Annotated in this window: 22 protein-coding genes; 21 read left to right on the top strand and 1 reads right to left on the bottom strand. The window is 62.4% G+C overall.

The annotated features are described in order from the left end of the window. Window positions 1-77: 77 nt before the first annotated feature. From IE92_RS0106545 to IE92_RS0106510, 7 genes are all read left to right on the top strand, one after another. Window positions 78-479: a hypothetical protein gene (locus tag IE92_RS0106545; RefSeq protein WP_030147705.1), complete on the top strand. Its 402-nt coding sequence runs from the start codon at window positions 78-80 to the stop codon at window positions 477-479. Next, complete coding sequence (locus IE92_RS0106540) at window positions 476-988, top strand: hypothetical protein (RefSeq protein ID WP_030147704.1); 513 nt, start codon at window positions 476-478, stop codon at window positions 986-988. Before IE92_RS0106545 ends, IE92_RS0106540 begins: the two co-directional genes overlap by 4 nt. Next, the gene (locus tag IE92_RS0106535) at window positions 985-1335 is read left to right on the top strand and encodes a hypothetical protein (protein WP_030147703.1); all 351 of its coding nucleotides are present in this window, start codon (window positions 985-987) and stop codon (window positions 1333-1335) included. The genes IE92_RS0106540 and IE92_RS0106535 overlap by 4 nt, the downstream gene beginning before the upstream one ends. After that, the gene (locus tag IE92_RS19035; protein ID WP_281173590.1) at window positions 1332-1463 is read left to right on the top strand and encodes a hypothetical protein; all 132 of its coding nucleotides are present in this window, start codon (window positions 1332-1334) and stop codon (window positions 1461-1463) included. Before IE92_RS0106535 ends, IE92_RS19035 begins: the two co-directional genes overlap by 4 nt. Window positions 1464-1665: 202 nt before the next feature. Then, window positions 1666-1896, top strand: coding sequence for a hypothetical protein (locus IE92_RS0106520; protein ID WP_030147701.1), 231 nt, complete (start codon window positions 1666-1668; stop codon window positions 1894-1896). Between the two features lie 103 nt (window positions 1897-1999). After that, entirely contained in the window at window positions 2000-2710 is a 711-nt protein-coding gene (locus IE92_RS0106515; protein ID WP_081863986.1) for a DNA-methyltransferase, read from the top strand. 271 nt (window positions 2711-2981) lie between these two features. Continuing rightward, the gene (locus IE92_RS0106510) at window positions 2982-3470 is read left to right on the top strand and encodes a hypothetical protein (protein WP_030147699.1); all 489 of its coding nucleotides are present in this window, start codon (window positions 2982-2984) and stop codon (window positions 3468-3470) included. A gap of 10 nt (window positions 3471-3480) precedes the next feature. Here IE92_RS0106510 and IE92_RS0106505 read toward each other — a convergent pair whose 3' ends face one another. Then, window positions 3481-3861: a hypothetical protein gene (locus tag IE92_RS0106505; RefSeq protein WP_030147698.1), complete on the bottom strand. Its 381-nt coding sequence runs from the start codon at window positions 3859-3861 to the stop codon at window positions 3481-3483. Window positions 3862-3947: 86 nt separating this feature from the next. On the opposite strand from IE92_RS0106505, the gene IE92_RS0106500 reads away from it, so the two are divergent. The 14 genes from IE92_RS0106500 to IE92_RS0106435 all read left to right on the top strand — a co-directional run bounded on the left by IE92_RS0106500 (window position 3948) and on the right by IE92_RS0106435 (window position 13876). Further along, window positions 3948-4154 (top strand): hypothetical protein, encoded by a 207-nt coding sequence (locus IE92_RS0106500; RefSeq protein ID WP_030147697.1) that lies wholly within the window; start codon window positions 3948-3950, stop codon window positions 4152-4154. Window positions 4155-4341: 187 nt separating this feature from the next. Continuing rightward, entirely contained in the window at window positions 4342-4524 is a 183-nt protein-coding gene (locus tag IE92_RS0106495) for a hypothetical protein (protein WP_030147696.1), read from the top strand. Beyond that, the gene (locus IE92_RS0106490; protein ID WP_030147695.1) at window positions 4521-5006 is read left to right on the top strand and encodes a hypothetical protein; all 486 of its coding nucleotides are present in this window, start codon (window positions 4521-4523) and stop codon (window positions 5004-5006) included. The genes IE92_RS0106495 and IE92_RS0106490 overlap by 4 nt, the downstream gene beginning before the upstream one ends. Before the next feature lie 621 nt (window positions 5007-5627). Then, a complete protein-coding gene (locus IE92_RS18245; RefSeq protein WP_156027438.1) occupies window positions 5628-5831 on the top strand; it encodes a helix-turn-helix domain-containing protein in 204 nt (67 codons plus the stop codon). 607 nt (window positions 5832-6438) lie between these two features. Continuing rightward, a complete protein-coding gene (locus tag IE92_RS0106480; RefSeq protein ID WP_030147693.1) occupies window positions 6439-6768 on the top strand; it encodes a hypothetical protein in 330 nt (109 codons plus the stop codon). A 2-nt stretch (window positions 6769-6770) separates the two neighbouring features. Further along, a complete protein-coding gene (locus tag IE92_RS0106475; protein WP_030147692.1) occupies window positions 6771-7163 on the top strand; it encodes a hypothetical protein in 393 nt (130 codons plus the stop codon). Next, the gene (locus IE92_RS18240; RefSeq protein ID WP_156027437.1) at window positions 7160-7321 is read left to right on the top strand and encodes a hypothetical protein; all 162 of its coding nucleotides are present in this window, start codon (window positions 7160-7162) and stop codon (window positions 7319-7321) included. Before IE92_RS0106475 ends, IE92_RS18240 begins: the two co-directional genes overlap by 4 nt. A gap of 381 nt (window positions 7322-7702) precedes the next feature. Further along, window positions 7703-8020, top strand: a complete 318-nt coding sequence (locus IE92_RS0106465) for a hypothetical protein (protein ID WP_030147691.1) — start codon at window positions 7703-7705, stop codon at window positions 8018-8020. Next, the gene (locus IE92_RS17205) at window positions 7953-9533 is read left to right on the top strand and encodes a hypothetical protein (RefSeq protein ID WP_162178493.1); all 1581 of its coding nucleotides are present in this window, start codon (window positions 7953-7955) and stop codon (window positions 9531-9533) included. Before IE92_RS0106465 ends, IE92_RS17205 begins: the two co-directional genes overlap by 68 nt. A 12-nt stretch (window positions 9534-9545) precedes the next feature. After that, entirely contained in the window at window positions 9546-10979 is a 1434-nt protein-coding gene (locus IE92_RS0106455) for a phage portal protein family protein (RefSeq protein ID WP_030147689.1), read from the top strand. Then, a complete protein-coding gene (locus IE92_RS0106450; RefSeq protein ID WP_051701741.1) occupies window positions 10976-12244 on the top strand; it encodes a head maturation protease, ClpP-related in 1269 nt (422 codons plus the stop codon). Before IE92_RS0106455 ends, IE92_RS0106450 begins: the two co-directional genes overlap by 4 nt. A 2-nt stretch (window positions 12245-12246) precedes the next feature. Next, window positions 12247-12609 (top strand): capsid cement protein, encoded by a 363-nt coding sequence (locus IE92_RS0106445; RefSeq protein ID WP_030147687.1) that lies wholly within the window; start codon window positions 12247-12249, stop codon window positions 12607-12609. Window positions 12610-12620: 11 nt separating this feature from the next. Continuing rightward, window positions 12621-13535 (top strand): phage major capsid protein, encoded by a 915-nt coding sequence (locus tag IE92_RS0106440; protein WP_030147686.1) that lies wholly within the window; start codon window positions 12621-12623, stop codon window positions 13533-13535. Between the two features lie 2 nt (window positions 13536-13537). After that, window positions 13538-13876, top strand: coding sequence for a hypothetical protein (locus IE92_RS0106435; RefSeq protein ID WP_030147685.1), 339 nt, complete (start codon window positions 13538-13540; stop codon window positions 13874-13876). The last annotated feature ends 89 nt before the right edge of the window (window positions 13877-13965 follow it).

The following is a 13965-nucleotide window of genomic DNA, read 5'->3' as shown; positions in this document are numbered from 1 at the left end:
TGGGGTGTCGGCGGTGCCGTGCCCGAACTGTGCCCCGCCTGTGCTGCAGCGTCGCCTGGCCGAGCTGAGGGAGGCGAATGGTGATGCTCCCACTGCTGTATGACCGGCTACTCGCCGCCGCCCAGCATCTGTACGAGGTGGACGGCTCCCGCTGGGCAGACGCAAAGGACCGCGAACGCGCAACCTACGTGGACCTTGCCCGGCAAATCCACGGCATCCTCACCCCGACCGAAACAGCCCAGGCCGCGCTCGCCGCGGCCGCACCCAGCGAATACGAATCCGAACTGTTCGCGGTGGCCGCAGAGGACCTGCTCGCATCCGCTGTCCGCGCCGGTATCCACGCCACCATCGTCATCAACGGAATCCGCGAGCTCCGAAAAACCATCCTCAACCCGGCACCGGCCGCGCTCGCCGCAGTGCCGGCCAAGTGCATCCCGGCCGGGCGTCCGGTCATCACCCTGGAAGGAAACGAATCGTGAGTTTGAAATCCGAGATCTTTTACGCGATCCAATGTGAGTTCCCGGAGTGCGGGGAACTGTGGGAAGGCGACGACTACATGTACTCCACTGATCCAGATGCTAGCCGCGCGATGGAAGACGGTTGGTGCTGCCCCGGTGACGGCCCCGACTCATGCCCCGCCCACACCATCGCGATTGATTGCCCGGCCTCGGATATGACGACCGACGCCGCGACTGGCGAACGGTATTGCGGATGGTGCGAGGAGCAGGGAACCGACCAGCATCTTGTGATGATGCCGGATACGTGGGAAAACCGGCTGCGCGTGGCGAAGAACCGGGTGGTGCGTCGAGCGCATCTGAGCCTGGAGCGGGTGCAGTACCGGCTCGAGAACCAGATATCACGCGGGAATCTTGGCGCGGCCTTGGACCGGAGGCTTGTTCGCATATTTGAGGGCTCGTGCCGCACGGTACGCCCGGATATCAGCTACGAAGAGCTTTCCGACCTACGCCGCAAGGAGGCATCAGCATGATCGAGAAGACCGACCCGGCCCACGAGATCCCGGAAGACGTGATCGAGAAGGCCGTGCGCGAAATGCATGAGGACGGTCTGGACCGTATGGGCCATTGGGAATCGTCTTCGGAATCGGTGGAGGATGTTTGTCGGTCATTGGTGCTGCCTACGCTGCGGATCGCGTGGGCTGCTGCTCGGGAGCAGGCGTTAGCCGAGGCTGAGGAAGCAATTCTGGCACCGGGGCACGCCACTCCGACCCCGGGATCGGGGCTGGGGCACTCGAAGTCGGATGCGTTCGCGAAGGGTGTGCGGCAGGCTCACGCCGCGGTCGCCGCTCTCCGCCGCAAGGAAGGGGGCCACGCATGACCGGCGAGCAGTGCGACACCTGTGGACGGTTCATGAAGCACGAATGGTATCTGGCGTCGGACGAACCGAACGACTGGCAAGACGGATGGGCGTGCGCAACCGAGCACCCCGAGGAAGGGGGCGAGTGATGCCGGAGGCTGAACGGCCGCGCCTGGTGGAGACGGCCACGGGAGCGCAGATCCTCCCGCCTGTCCAGGCCGCGCGAGCCACGATCTCGAGGTTCCACGCACACCTCGCTTGTGACGCTGACCTGCGCGCCACAGACCAACAGTTCATGGCGGTAGCCGCACGGCTGACCGTCACCAGACAGACCGAAGGAGACACAACACCATGAGCAACATCAAACCGAGAACCGATGTCACCGTCGAGTTGCACGACCTGTTGACCGGGCCAACGGTAGTGCTGAAAAACCCTTCTGACGCGGATGGGCAGCTTTACCGTGAGCTCGGAATCCTCGAAAACGAGGTGTTCTGGCCAGCTACTGACAGCGACACTAATTCGATGTCCCCGCAGGTCCTGCGTGCTGTCGCGGATCTCATCGAGGGGGTTCCTAGTGAGTAGCGCCGGCCGAGTTAGTGCTGGGCGACCGCCCTGACCTGCAGGGTTCAGCCTGTAGTAAATCGGCTGCGGCGCTCGCCGTGGCCACAATCCAAGAAGGAATCGATTGAACAATCCGTATTACCAGGATGATCTCGTGACGTTGTATCACGGGGATTGTCTAACCGTTACCGAGTGGCTGGATGCTGATGTGTTGGTGACGGACCCGCCGTATGGAATCGGCTACCGGGAACGTTATAGGCCGGGTCGGGAGAAACGCTTGATTGCTGGTGATGCCAGCCTCGATGTGCGGGACTCTGTGCTCGCGTTGTGGGGTGACCGGCCGGCGCTTGCGTTTGGCCGGTGGGATAAGCCTCGTCCCGAGGGGACGCGGCACCGGCTGGTCTGGGATAAGGATCTTGGCCCGGGCATGGGTGATATCAGTTTGCCGTGGGGCAATGGTGAGGAAGAGATCTATGTGATCGGGTCGGGGTTTGTTGGCCGGCGTGAGAGCAACGTGATTCGGGCGCGTGGTTATGCTGCGGGCTCGGGTTCTCGGCCGGATCATCCGACGCCTAAGCCGGTGGCGTTGATGGAGGCGCTGATTGAGAAGTGTCCTCCTGGTGTGGTGGCTGATCCGTTTGCTGGTTCGGGTGGCACGTTGTTGGCTGCTCGTAATTTGGGTCGGCGGGTTATCGGGGTGGAGCTCGAGGAACGGTATTGCGAGTTGATCGCGAAGCGTCTTGCGCAGCGGACGTTTGATTTCCGGGCTCCGGTGGTGCCTGCCCGTAAGGGGAAGCCGGGTTGTAGGTCGGGGCAGGTCAGTTTCGATTTTTAGTGAGTTGTCGGGCGGTCAGCGGTTGTTGCTGGCCGCCCGTTTTGCTGCCGTGGGGCAGGGAAGGAGTACCTAGTGAGTAGTGCGCAGATGGTTCGGCCGGGGCAGGTTTGGCGGGACCGGGATAAGTGAAGCGGTGGCCGCACGGTCGAGATTGTGACCGTGGGGGCCACTCATGCAGAAGTGATGACAGATCTCGGGCGAAAGGGGCGGATCCGGCTTGATCGTTTCCGCCCCACGGCCACGGGGTACGAGTTAGTGAAGGAGGAACCTGGTGTCTGATGTTGAGAAGTTGTTGAGCGAGGCGGCGGCGCATGTGGAGGCTGCGGCGTCTACGGCCGCGCCGGCTATGGCAGAGCGGATCCGGCGTGGAGAGTCCGAAGATCTGCGTTTGCGGCTGGTGGCTCAGCTGCAGCTCGTGCTGTCGTCGCTGGTGGCTTTGGAGGCTGAGCGTGCGGTGCCTGCTGATTGGGAGGAGTTCGCGGAGGCTGATGCTGAGGCGAGCGCGGAGGGTTTGGACGGCGGCTTGTTTACGTCGCCGTATGTGGTGCATTTGGCGGGGCCGGATGATTTGTATCCGGCGAGGTCGTGGCGTGAGGCTGTGGCGGTTGCTCAGTCGTTCAATCAGGACATCGCGGCGTACACGCGTCGCTCGGAGAATGATGGGTTGGTGCGGTCGTGGGCTACTCCGTATTTGGTGGAGGACGCGGTGCGTGCTGGCGTGATCTATTCCTCCCAGGTGGCGGGGGTGTCTCATGGCTGATGTACAGAAGCTAATCGCCGAAGCGCGGCTGCGGCACAAGGCTGTCGCCCGGCACCTTGATGAAGGCGACGGAGTGAAGATTGAAACACTCGTGGGCCGTCTCGCCGATGCTCTTGAGGCTGCTACCTCCCCGGTAGAGCCGGAACCGGCCGCGGGCGTCCAGGACGACCGGGAAGCGTTGGACCGCATGGTCGGCGAGGTCGTGTGGAATGCCGAACCGCGAGGAAGGCTCGTATCCGCGATTCTCGCTGCTGGGTTCTCTCGCCCTGTAGGTGGGGAGACCGTGACCGAGTATGGGGTCACGGTGGGTCACGACCAGCAGGCTGTCGTGGTTTCGGATCGTCGTGCCCTGGCTGAGGCAACGTTCGCGGCTCATCGCAGCCAGCGGCATGCCTCCTCGGATAATCGGCTTGTTCAGCGCACAGTGGTCCGTGGTCCGTGGTCCACGGTGTTTCCCGAGCAGGACGGGGGCAAGCCGTGAGCGAGGCTGAGCGCGCTGAACGGTTCCGCAAGGCACGTACGAAGCATCGTGCGGCGCAAACCCGCGAGGAAGCCCTGTATTGGGAGGCGATGGGTGCGAAGAGTGCTCTTGCTGATCTGGTGAAGGCCCGTACCGGGTATCGGGACGGGGCACCGGAGTTGTTGGCCGAGTTGGAACGGGTCATCGACGGGGGCAAGGCATGAGACGCCCGTTCTTCTGCTGCGCATGGCGGCACTACGGCTCTAATGGACTCACTCAGTGTGTGAAGCGAGCAGGACACTGGTGGCGGCACCTCGACCGTCGTGGCGAGCGTTGGCTAGGTGGGTTCTGATGGATGGCCGTATCAAGGTAAAACGGTGGCCAGGCCGGGGTACTCGGGTGGAGGTTCGTGTGGATGATCTTGAGGACATGGGCCGCGAGACGTTCAATCGGTCGCTGGCTGAGGTTGGTATTGAGTCGTTCATGCAGGTCGGGTTCGCGGAGTTGTCGCGGTCCCGGCCTTTTGTGTGGACGGGTTTGTTTGATGAGGGGCGTACCGATCCTGGTGCGCCCGGAACGGAGGTAATGCTGTGAGTTCTAAACCACGTACGCGGGAGTTTTTCCCGAAGATGAAGCAGCGCGGCCGGTACCGCGCATATCGAGCCCCGAGAACGAACTTGTTCCCGGGGCTCGAGCAGTTCCGGCTGGTGATGGTGCAGGGACAGCTTGCGGCGCGGGTGGCGAGCGCCGCTCTAGCTGCGTTCCGGCGCGGTATCGAACGCAACCAGCTGCAGCACGAGCGTGCACGAATCTACGCGCGTGCAACTGCACAAGCGACTTCGCTCCCGTCATCTGAGCCGCAGATGCCCTACGCCGGTTCCGTCCGTGGCGCGGTGCCCAACCTGGTCTTGATTGACGAAATCCATCTACTGCGTGATGACGCTGAGGAGGGTAGCGACGTGTTCCCGCTATCCCTTACCGACCCGAACGATGCCGAACCAGCTGCGGCGCTCGCCGAGGTTGCTGAATCGCGTGTGTCTTGGTGGCGACGAGTGTTTGGCGGTGGCCGGCGGTGACAGGGGTCGCGTGTGTGGCTGATTCGATTGCAGGGTTTGGTGGGTGCCGTGTTCGTGGCGCGCATCTTGCGTCGTGTGATGGTTGGGAGATCACGCTTACGCCATCTGGTGAAGTGTACTCGGGGAAGGAGTGCAGGGGGTGCGTGCCTCGGGAGGCGGTGACGGGGTGGGTGTGTGCTTCGTGCTTGGCGCAGGTGCGTCAGGCGATTCATGAGTCGGCGGAGTACATGACCACGTGGGCGGGGCATGACCGTCTCATACAGACAGACAGTGCCGGCGGCGGCTCAGGTGAGAGTCAGGTGCCGTTGTCACCGGTTGCGTTGCTGTTGGATGAGCTGAACCGGCTGCTTGCATCGTTTCGGGGCAACACCGAGGTGTGGGTGTCCACTGAGGCGAGCGCACGCGCAGCGGTGATGTTCGCACGGGCATTCAACGCGGGGAAACGAGCTCACCCGATCCGGGATGAACCACGCCGGGTGCTTCTGGCTCGGTGCCCGGAGTGTGCCATGAAAGCGCTGATGTGGATCCCGCCTGCCACGGTGCGAGGCCAGGCGAGCATCGTTTGTAAGAACCCAGCCTGCGGGCATCGGATTGACGAAGACCAATTTGAGGAGGTGTCAAATGGGTGAGAAATGGATCACAGTGGCGGAGGCGGCCACGCTTGCAGGGCGGTCGCCGCATCGCATCTACTGCTGGATTCGTGATGGTGACCTCGCCGAGCGGAACGATGGAGACGGTGTGAAACTGGTGAAAGCTACGGAAGTTTTGCGAGTAGAAGCTGCGAAAAAGCGCGGGCGAAAACCTGGTGTCGCGGTAATTCGTTAAAGTCGTTAAAGTATTTCATGAGGGTGGAGTACTCCGCCTAACCCGCTCCACTTCGGTGGGGCGTTCGTGTTTAGCGGGAAGGGCATCGACTTCGGTCGGTGCCCTTCTCTGGTTTAACCAGACGACAGCTGGAGGTGACTCATGGCGATATTTGTTTGCCCAGAATGTCCTGCCGAGTACACCTCGCACATGGCCGCTGAACAATGCGGCGAAGATGACCGCACGCAAGACCGTCGCAATCGTGCCTGGATGAATCGTCACCGTCGCCACAACGCCACAACGCGAGATAGCAATGACGCGGACGCGTGATGGCAAAGGCCACCGAGCCTACCGTCGCAAACAGGCCGCGCTGAAGCGCCGCACCGCAATCGAGAACCTGCCCTGTGGCCACGGCTCACCACACGGGTGGGGATGTGGTGAACCAATCGATACCACGTTGCCTCACACCGACCCGATGTCCTTTACTGCAGACCACCCGCTGGCCGTTGGTAATGGCGGGCACCTCGTCCGCCAAGACCTCGTGCCCATGCACCTACGGTGCAACAGTCGCAAGGGTGATGCTGCGCCGGCCGAGATCTGGGCTGCTAGCTAATCGAAGGAGAACAGCATGAACGTATCCGCTCAGGTAGATGTCGTCGTGGCCGCAGCGGCAACCTCGCCAGCAGCAGCCCACCCGGATCCGGTCGCCGAGCCAGCGCGCCGCGTGATCGTCCTCGCCCCCAACAAGACCGAGGGGTACGACGAGGCACGGGCGCTCGGGATTGAACCCGTCGCCGTCGTCACGCCTCGTTCGCCACACGGTGCACGTGGGCTCACGGCGGACAGGATCCTGGAGACCAGCAACCTCACCCCAGAACTTCGCGAGGCGCTCATGCGTGATGTGAGCCCCGCATTAGTCGGCGCTGGCCCTGCCCCTACTAGCATCCAGGAGGTGTGACCATGGCTGAGATCGGGACAGTCTCCGTGCCCGTGCAGATCGCGGTGAATGCAGGTAAACCCGCCTTCCCCATCGCCACGGCAGTTACCGAAATTACGGTGAAGGTTCTGGGTGTGCCAAGCCCACTCGGCGCGCAAAGCGTGAGCATGAAGCTCGATGCCGCCGGGCTGCGTCCTGCGGTCGCACGTGCCCTGCGAGAGATGGCTGACGAGATCGAGAACGAAGACACCGTGCCAATCAGCACCGGGATATGGGCAGACCGCGAACACTCTCTCCATGAGCTGGTGCAGCATCGCGACGGAAAAGAGCCCTGGTGTAAAGGTTGCGGGCTCAACGCGGCGGGGCAACCACCTTCCGCTCGCCGGCGCGCAGGTAAGGCCTCACAGGACACATGAAACTAACTGCCTGGCTCATCCGCCACCGTGACGCAGCCGCCGAAGCTTGGCTCAACGCCATGGATACCGGACACCACGAACGCCGCACACATCGCCGCCTGGTCTTCTGGGACGCCCTCTTGGGCATCTGGACCCGCGACGGCACCCGCCGCGCCTGACCTCGACCCGGCATCGCCAAAAAATCCAGCGATGCCGGGTCACTGCCCACCTCCCGCGCGCTTGTGGCGCTTCTCTCTCCGCGATTTGCGGGGTTCTAACGTCAATTCAGGCTTAACGCTGATTGGGGGTGTGGCATGCCTCGCCCTCCGGCCCCCTGCGGCACGTACTCGGCCTACCGGCGCCACCTTCGCGATGGTGAAGACGTGGATGCTGAGTGCCGAGCGGCGCAAGTGAGTTATGCGGCCGAACAGAAGAAAGCGAGGCACGCGGGTAGCCACCTCGGACCAGTTGCCGGCCAAGATCTGGGGCCGCGTGGGGTTGCCTATCGCGACTCGATTCTTGGCACCTCTACCAAAGTCCCTGCAGCCAAGGAGCACCTCGTGATCGAGGGGGCACGGATGGCAGATCGGCTTGAGCAGATGAACGACATTATCTCGGGCAAGGGCGTCATCAAGCTCTTGCACTTCCGGATGAAAGAGCCCATGGATGCTGACGGTCTCGTCACGGTGGAGATGTCCATTGACGGGGTGATGGCCGAGGTGCGCCAGCTACAGGCTGCATTCGAGCGCCTCACCAAGACCCTCCTCACACAGTTCGATGTGGGGGCCGCGGAGAAGGGAGCTGATCCGTTTGACGCTTTCTTCGGGGGGACTAACGTTGTGGGGATCACAACGGCCCCGTCTCGAAAGCAGGCCTAAATCTGCCGGGTCCCACGGCGAGCGTGTTCTCAAATTCGCGGAGCTGTGCGGGCTGACTCTCGACGAATGGCAAGCCTACGTTGTAGGTGCGCTCTTCGATGTCGACGCAAACCAGGCTTGGGCGGCAGCGGAATTCGGTCTGCTGGTAAGCCGGCAAAACGGTAAGGGCGAGATCCTGGTCGCCTACGACTTGGCGCACCTGTTCCTGTTCCCGCGAACTGACAACCGCCGCAAGACAATCTTGCACACCGCCCACGAGGTGAAAACTGCGATCGACGGATTCCAGCGTTTGGCCGGGGTTATCGAGTCGGTGCCGAAGCTCATGGCTCGAGTGGACAACATCTACACGGCCAACGGCCAAGAAGGGGTCGTCCTCAAAAAGCGTCCCGGGCAGTTGCAGGGCGATCGCTGCCGGTTCATCGCTCGAACCAAGAAATCAGGTCGAGGATTCGCAGCAGATGTCGTTGTCTATGACGAAGCCCAAGAACTCAGCCTGCAAGCATCGAACGCGCTGCGATACACCCAGTCCCAGATCGACAACCCTCAAGGCCTCTACACCGGTACCGTACCCGAAGACGGTGAAAACGACGCAGAAGTGTGGGAAGGCCTGCGCGATCGCGGACGCCGCGGCGACGGGAAGCGCACAGGCTGGATGGAGTGGAGCCCAGAAGGTTCCGAAGATCCCGACATCGCCGACGCGATCGATCTGAGCGACCATGCTGCGTGGATCGACTCTAACCCTTCAATGGGGTGGCGGATGCCGGTGGCATCAGTGCAGGAGCAATACGAAGGGTCCAAGGATGTTGACCCCGAAGGATTCAAACGTGAGCGTCTGTCGATCTGGCCAAATCGCCGGGCGGCAGTAGCCGCCAAACTTTCCGAGCTGGATCTTGACGCCTGGTCCCATCAAGCCAGTGACGATGCGGCAGTAGCTGGGGATGGAGTCGTGCTGACGCTGGCCCTTGGCCGCGGCGGCGGCTACGGAACCATCGGCGCGGCCGTTCGGGTCGATTCTGACCAAATCGCCGTCGAGCACCTCTGGACCGAAAAAGGCACCCGCTGGATCGCAGAGAAACTCAAAACGTACAAGGCCGAGTACGGTAACGCGCTTGTCGTTCTGGATCCGAAAAACTCGGCCGCTGTCATCGGGTCGCTGGATGCTGCCGGGATCAAGTATCTCGCGATGAATCTCGATGAGATCGCGGCCGCTCACGCAATCTTCATCGAACACGTGAACGCCGGGCTGGTACCTCACCGTCCCCAGGAAGAGGTAGCGAAGTCTTTGCAATTTGCAACCACTCGCAACCTCGGCCGTGCCGGCCAAACCTGGGAACAGTCCGACCCAACTAAGCCCATCACTCAAGCACAGGCCGTCACCTGGGCGCTCTGGGGAGTCCTCAAGTCTGAGGCCACCCCGCGCAAACCCCCACCGCCGCCCCCGCCGAAAGCTGAAGCGATACCCCGCACCGGCACTGGCCAAAACGAACCCAATCTAGCGCTTGCGCGATTCTGACAAGGAGGCCGCATGCACGAGATCGGATACCAGGTAGACAAGACCCTTCTCACCTGGGGATCGCTCGTGGCCCAAACCCACGAAACCAATCCTGACCTGCAGTGGCCAGGATCAAACGACGTATTCGATCGGATGCGCCGTGAAGATCCCCAGGTGAAATCCGTGCTTCGCGCGGTCACCCTTCCCATCATGCGCACCGAATGGGTGCTTGACGGATCTGGCTGCCGTCCCGAGGTCGTCGCGCACGTTGCTGCAGACCTCGGTCTTCCTGTGAAGGGAGAGGCGTTCGTTGCTCCGGTCCGGACCAAGGGACGCTTCTCCTGGAAGGAACACCTGCGTCTGTCGCTGTTGTCACTGGTCTATGGGCACTCGTACTTTGAACAGGTTTATGACCAGAGCGGCAGTCAAGCGCATTTGACGAAGCTGGCATGGCGGCCACCCCGCACAATCTCAAACATCATCGTGGGAGAAGACGGCGGCCTGGAGGCTCTCGAACAACATGGCGGCGCGGGTAAATCGAAGGTGCGCATCCCGGTAGATCGGCTCGTGGCCTACGTCAACGAACGTGAAGGCGCGAATTGGCTGGGCGAGTCACTGCTGCGCTCGGCCTACAAAATGTGGCTACTCAAAGACCGGGTGCTCCGCATCCAGGCCCTCACCACTGAGCGCAACGGCCTTGGTGTCCCCGTCTACGAAGCTGCTGAGCTTCCCGAAGACCTCACCGGGGCCGAGCGTGACGCATGGATGAAGTCCGAGAAGGAAGCGGGATTGGAGCTCACCAAGAGCTTCCGTGCCGGGGAAGGTGCCGGAGCATCCATCCCGAACTCGGCAAAGCTCACCCTCACCGGAGTCACGGGAAAGCTTCCCGACACCGATGGGCCGATCCGGTACTACGACGAGCAGATCGCCCGCGCCGTGCTGGCGCACTTCCTGAACCTCGGCACCGAGACGGGATCGTGGGCACTCGGCTCCACCTTCGCCAATTTCTTCACCGACTCGCTCAACGCTGTAGCTCAGCACATCGCCGAAACTACCCAGCAGCACGTCATCGAAGACCTCGTAGACCTCAACTGGGGGCCGGCTGAACCAGCCCCGCGTTTGGTGCCCTCGGCAATTGGCGAGCAGCAGGCCGCAACCGCCGAAGCGGTCAAAGCCCTCATCGAGTGCGGGGCGCTCTCAGCGGATCCGCAGCTGGAGCAATTCCTGCGAGCCAAGTACGGGCTGCCAGTAAAGAACACCACTGCCACCAGCGATACCGGGACGAACGCTGCCGAGCGAGCACGAAACGCCGCCGAGACTGCACAGAAGGTCTACCTCGCCACGGACAAAAAACCACTGCGACAAGAGGAAGCACGCGAGCTCATCCGGCTCGCTGGTGCCGATCTGGTCGGCGAGGGGCCGCCCGGCGAAACCATCCCACCAACCAAGCCTGAGGAGGCCGCATGACCGACACCACAAAGTGGCCCAACCGATACTGGGGAACGCTTGCCCCGCCCCAGGCAAAGGCTGAATTCTTCAACGCCGTGACAGCTCCGGCTCCTTCCGGGACCGGCACAGTGGCGACGATCCGTATGTACGGCCCTATCGACTCTTGGGGCGGCTACTGGGGTATCTCGACTAAGGACGTCGGTGCGGTGCTGGATGCCCTGCCGGACGAGGTGACGCAGATCATCCTGCGCATCAACTCGCCCGGCGGCGAAGTCTTTGAGGGCGTTTCGATACTCAACATGCTCCGTGCGCACAAGGCCAGCGTGACCGCCGTCGTTGACGGACTGGCCGCGTCGGCCGCCTCAGTCATTGCCGCTGGCTGCGATGACGTAGTGATGTCCCCTGGCACCCAGATGATGATCCACTCGCCCTCGACAATCGTCTGGGGCAATTCCTCCGACATGCGAAAGACCGCCGACGTTTTGGACAACGTTGAAGCCTCACTGATCGAAATCTACTCCTCAAAGGCAGGCGAAAAGGACTGGGCCACGCTCCTTGCAGACGAGACCTGGCTGACCGCCACCGCAGCGGTGGAGCTGGGACTTGCTGACCGCGTAGCGGTCATCCCAGACGCAGGTGAGTCAGAAACAGTCGGCGTCGACGACCCAGACGAGTTGCTTGAAGACGGCGATGACATCCAAGACCAAGCACCACGACTACGCGGTGCCCACGCCGCGATGCGAGCCTTCGCTCGCACCCCAAACCTCCCGAGCTCGTCCGAGCCGGGTGCCCCCAACCGAAAGGAGACCACTGTGGCTTACAGTGATCTGACGGCTGGCCTTCGCGAGCGGCTCGGCGTAACCGACGCCGCCGCATCCGACGAGGCCCTTCTCGCAGCCCTCGACGAAGCACTCGTTGAGCAGGCTGACACTCCCGCGGCCCCGGCCGCATCCATCCCCGCCGGCGCAGTTATCATGGACGCCGCCAGCCTCGCCGAGCTTCGCGCCCAGGCGGCCCTTGGTGCAGAAGCCCGAGCGCAGCAGGAAAGCGACCGCCGCGACGGCATCGTATCCCAGGCGCTGTCCGAGGGGCGGATCGCTGCCGCCTCGCGCGATCAGTGGCGCGCGCAGCTCGACTCGGACGAGACCGGCATCACGACCCTGCTGGCGTCCTTCCCGAAGAACGCTGTGCCCGTGGCCGAGATCGGGCACTCAGACACTCTGACCAGTTCCGGTGATGCCCTCTATGGCACCGTGTACGGCCCTACTTCGAAGGAGGCCTAATCATGGCTAAGAGCTATCTCCCCCTTTTCCGTCCCGGCGATACTGTCACATTCAGTGCCGCCGCAGCAGTTTCTGCCGGCCAGCTTGTAGAGGTCGGAACTGTCGATATGTCGGTCGTCCCGGCGGTCGCCGCATCGGCAAAGTATGTCGGTGTCGCCGGCCACGATGCCGCCGCAGGCGACAAGACCACCATCGAGATTGGCAAGCCGATCCACGAGCTAAAGGCAGTGGGTGCGATCACTCGTGGTTCAAAGCTCGAAGCTGCCGCAGCAGGCGGCGTTCGCACTCTCGCGGCCGGCGACGCGATTTTCCTCGCCCTGACCTCTGCAGCGGACGGCACCGTCGTTCGCGCAATTCAGCTCTAAGAAAGGAGCAAATGATGCAGACCTACCCTCTCACCCCCAGCCAGCTCGCAAACGTGTCGGCAGCTGACCTGATCGCGTTCTTGAAGTCGCCAACGCTCATCGCCCGCCGCTTCGCAGAAATCCTCCAGGCGCAGCAGTTCCTTGGGCTGTTCTTACTCCAGAAGCGATTTACCATCACCGGTGGCGCTATCGGAGTGCCGATCAACGAGGTGATCCGTGCCCAGCGCGGCGCAGAAGTTGTGAATCCCGGAGCAGAATACAAGCTCACTCCGATGTCCGCAGAAGAGTATGAGTTCTACTCGGCGACCAAGGAAGGACTCGCTACAGAGGTGACCGACGAACAGGTTGGTCGTCTCCTCCGCCAGCCCATCGATGACGCCTTCGCCTTCCTGCAGACCGAACTCGTGTTCTCCGCAAACGACGCCGCACTCGGCGCAGTCGCATCTTCGGTAACGAACACGGTTGCGGCCGGTGCCGCTTGGACAAGCGCAAAGCAGATCTACAAGGATGCGCTTCGCGTGAAGGCGGCAACCCGCCGCCAGAAGCTCGGCTACGACATCGATACGGTGGTGCTCCCGGGAGAGCTGTACGCCGAGGCGATCCCCGAGCTGCTGGATATTCTGCCCAAGGACAGCGGCCAGGCTCTCACCGATGGCTTCCCGAATATCGCGGGTATTACCTGGATCCCGGACGATGGTGGCGATATCACGGACCCTCTGTTCCTCGACCGTCGCAATCTCGGCGGAATCGCACGTGAGCAGATCCCCACGCCGGAAATGCAGCCCATCGGCGGTGATACCGGCGTTGAGATCGCGGCGATTCGCGTGCCCACGGCGGAGAAGACCCGCCTTCAGGCACGTAATGTCCACGTGCCGATCGTGACCGACCCCCTCGCCGGCTTTTACCTCACTGGAACGGGGGCTTAATCATGACTCAGTATGTGGCAACTGCAGCAGTGGTCAAGGTAGCAATCGGCTCGGCTTCCGGAAATCGGGTCGCTGCGTTCGTGCAGCGCGGTGGCGTTATCCCCGACGGCATCGCTGAAGCTCAGATCAAGCACTTGATTGAGCGCGGGCTCATTACCGAGGCCGAGACCGAAAGTGAGCCGAGCCCGCCAGAGGAGATTGCGCTTCCCGAAGGTGCCCCTTCTGCGGAATGGTCCGCGAAGCAGCTCGACAAGTTCGCGCAGGAACACGGGATTGATCTTGGCGCTGCCAAGACAAAGCCCGAGAAGGTCGCTGCGATCACCGCAGCCGCAAAAGAGTAGACAGAAGGGGGCGATGACGTGATCACACCAGCTGACATTCCGGATGTCCCAGAGGATGTGGCCCGCCGGATCATTGTGGCGGGACGTTC

This window comes from Mycetocola saprophilus (assembly GCF_000718085.1).
Lineage (GTDB): Bacteria > Actinomycetota > Actinomycetes > Actinomycetales > Microbacteriaceae > Mycetocola > Mycetocola saprophilus.
The sequence above is the reverse complement of the archived record's forward strand: the minus strand, read 5'-3'. Positions and strand labels throughout refer to the sequence as shown.

Coding starts and splice junctions, on each gene's coding strand:
- IE92_RS0106545 (WP_030147705.1), top strand. CDS start 78: ATGGTGATGCTCCCACTGCTGTATGACCGGCTACTCGCCGCCGCCCAG.
- IE92_RS0106535 (WP_030147703.1), top strand. CDS start 985: ATGATCGAGAAGACCGACCCGGCCCACGAGATCCCGGAAGACGTGATC.
- IE92_RS19035 (WP_281173590.1), top strand. CDS start 1,332: ATGACCGGCGAGCAGTGCGACACCTGTGGACGGTTCATGAAGCACGAA.
- IE92_RS0106520 (WP_030147701.1), top strand. CDS start 1,666: ATGAGCAACATCAAACCGAGAACCGATGTCACCGTCGAGTTGCACGAC.
- IE92_RS0106505 (WP_030147698.1), bottom strand. CDS start 3,861: ATGCCGCTGGCTGCGATGAGCCGCGAACGTTGCCTCAGCCAGGGCACG.
- IE92_RS18245 (WP_156027438.1), top strand. CDS start 5,628: ATGGGTGAGAAATGGATCACAGTGGCGGAGGCGGCCACGCTTGCAGGG.
- IE92_RS0106480 (WP_030147693.1), top strand. CDS start 6,439: ATGAACGTATCCGCTCAGGTAGATGTCGTCGTGGCCGCAGCGGCAACC.
- IE92_RS0106475 (WP_030147692.1), top strand. CDS start 6,771: ATGGCTGAGATCGGGACAGTCTCCGTGCCCGTGCAGATCGCGGTGAAT.
- IE92_RS18240 (WP_156027437.1), top strand. CDS start 7,160: ATGAAACTAACTGCCTGGCTCATCCGCCACCGTGACGCAGCCGCCGAA.
- IE92_RS0106455 (WP_030147689.1), top strand. CDS start 9,546: ATGCACGAGATCGGATACCAGGTAGACAAGACCCTTCTCACCTGGGGA.
- IE92_RS0106450 (WP_051701741.1), top strand. CDS start 10,976: ATGACCGACACCACAAAGTGGCCCAACCGATACTGGGGAACGCTTGCC.
- IE92_RS0106445 (WP_030147687.1), top strand. CDS start 12,247: ATGGCTAAGAGCTATCTCCCCCTTTTCCGTCCCGGCGATACTGTCACA.
- IE92_RS0106440 (WP_030147686.1), top strand. CDS start 12,621: ATGATGCAGACCTACCCTCTCACCCCCAGCCAGCTCGCAAACGTGTCG.
- IE92_RS0106435 (WP_030147685.1), top strand. CDS start 13,538: ATGACTCAGTATGTGGCAACTGCAGCAGTGGTCAAGGTAGCAATCGGC.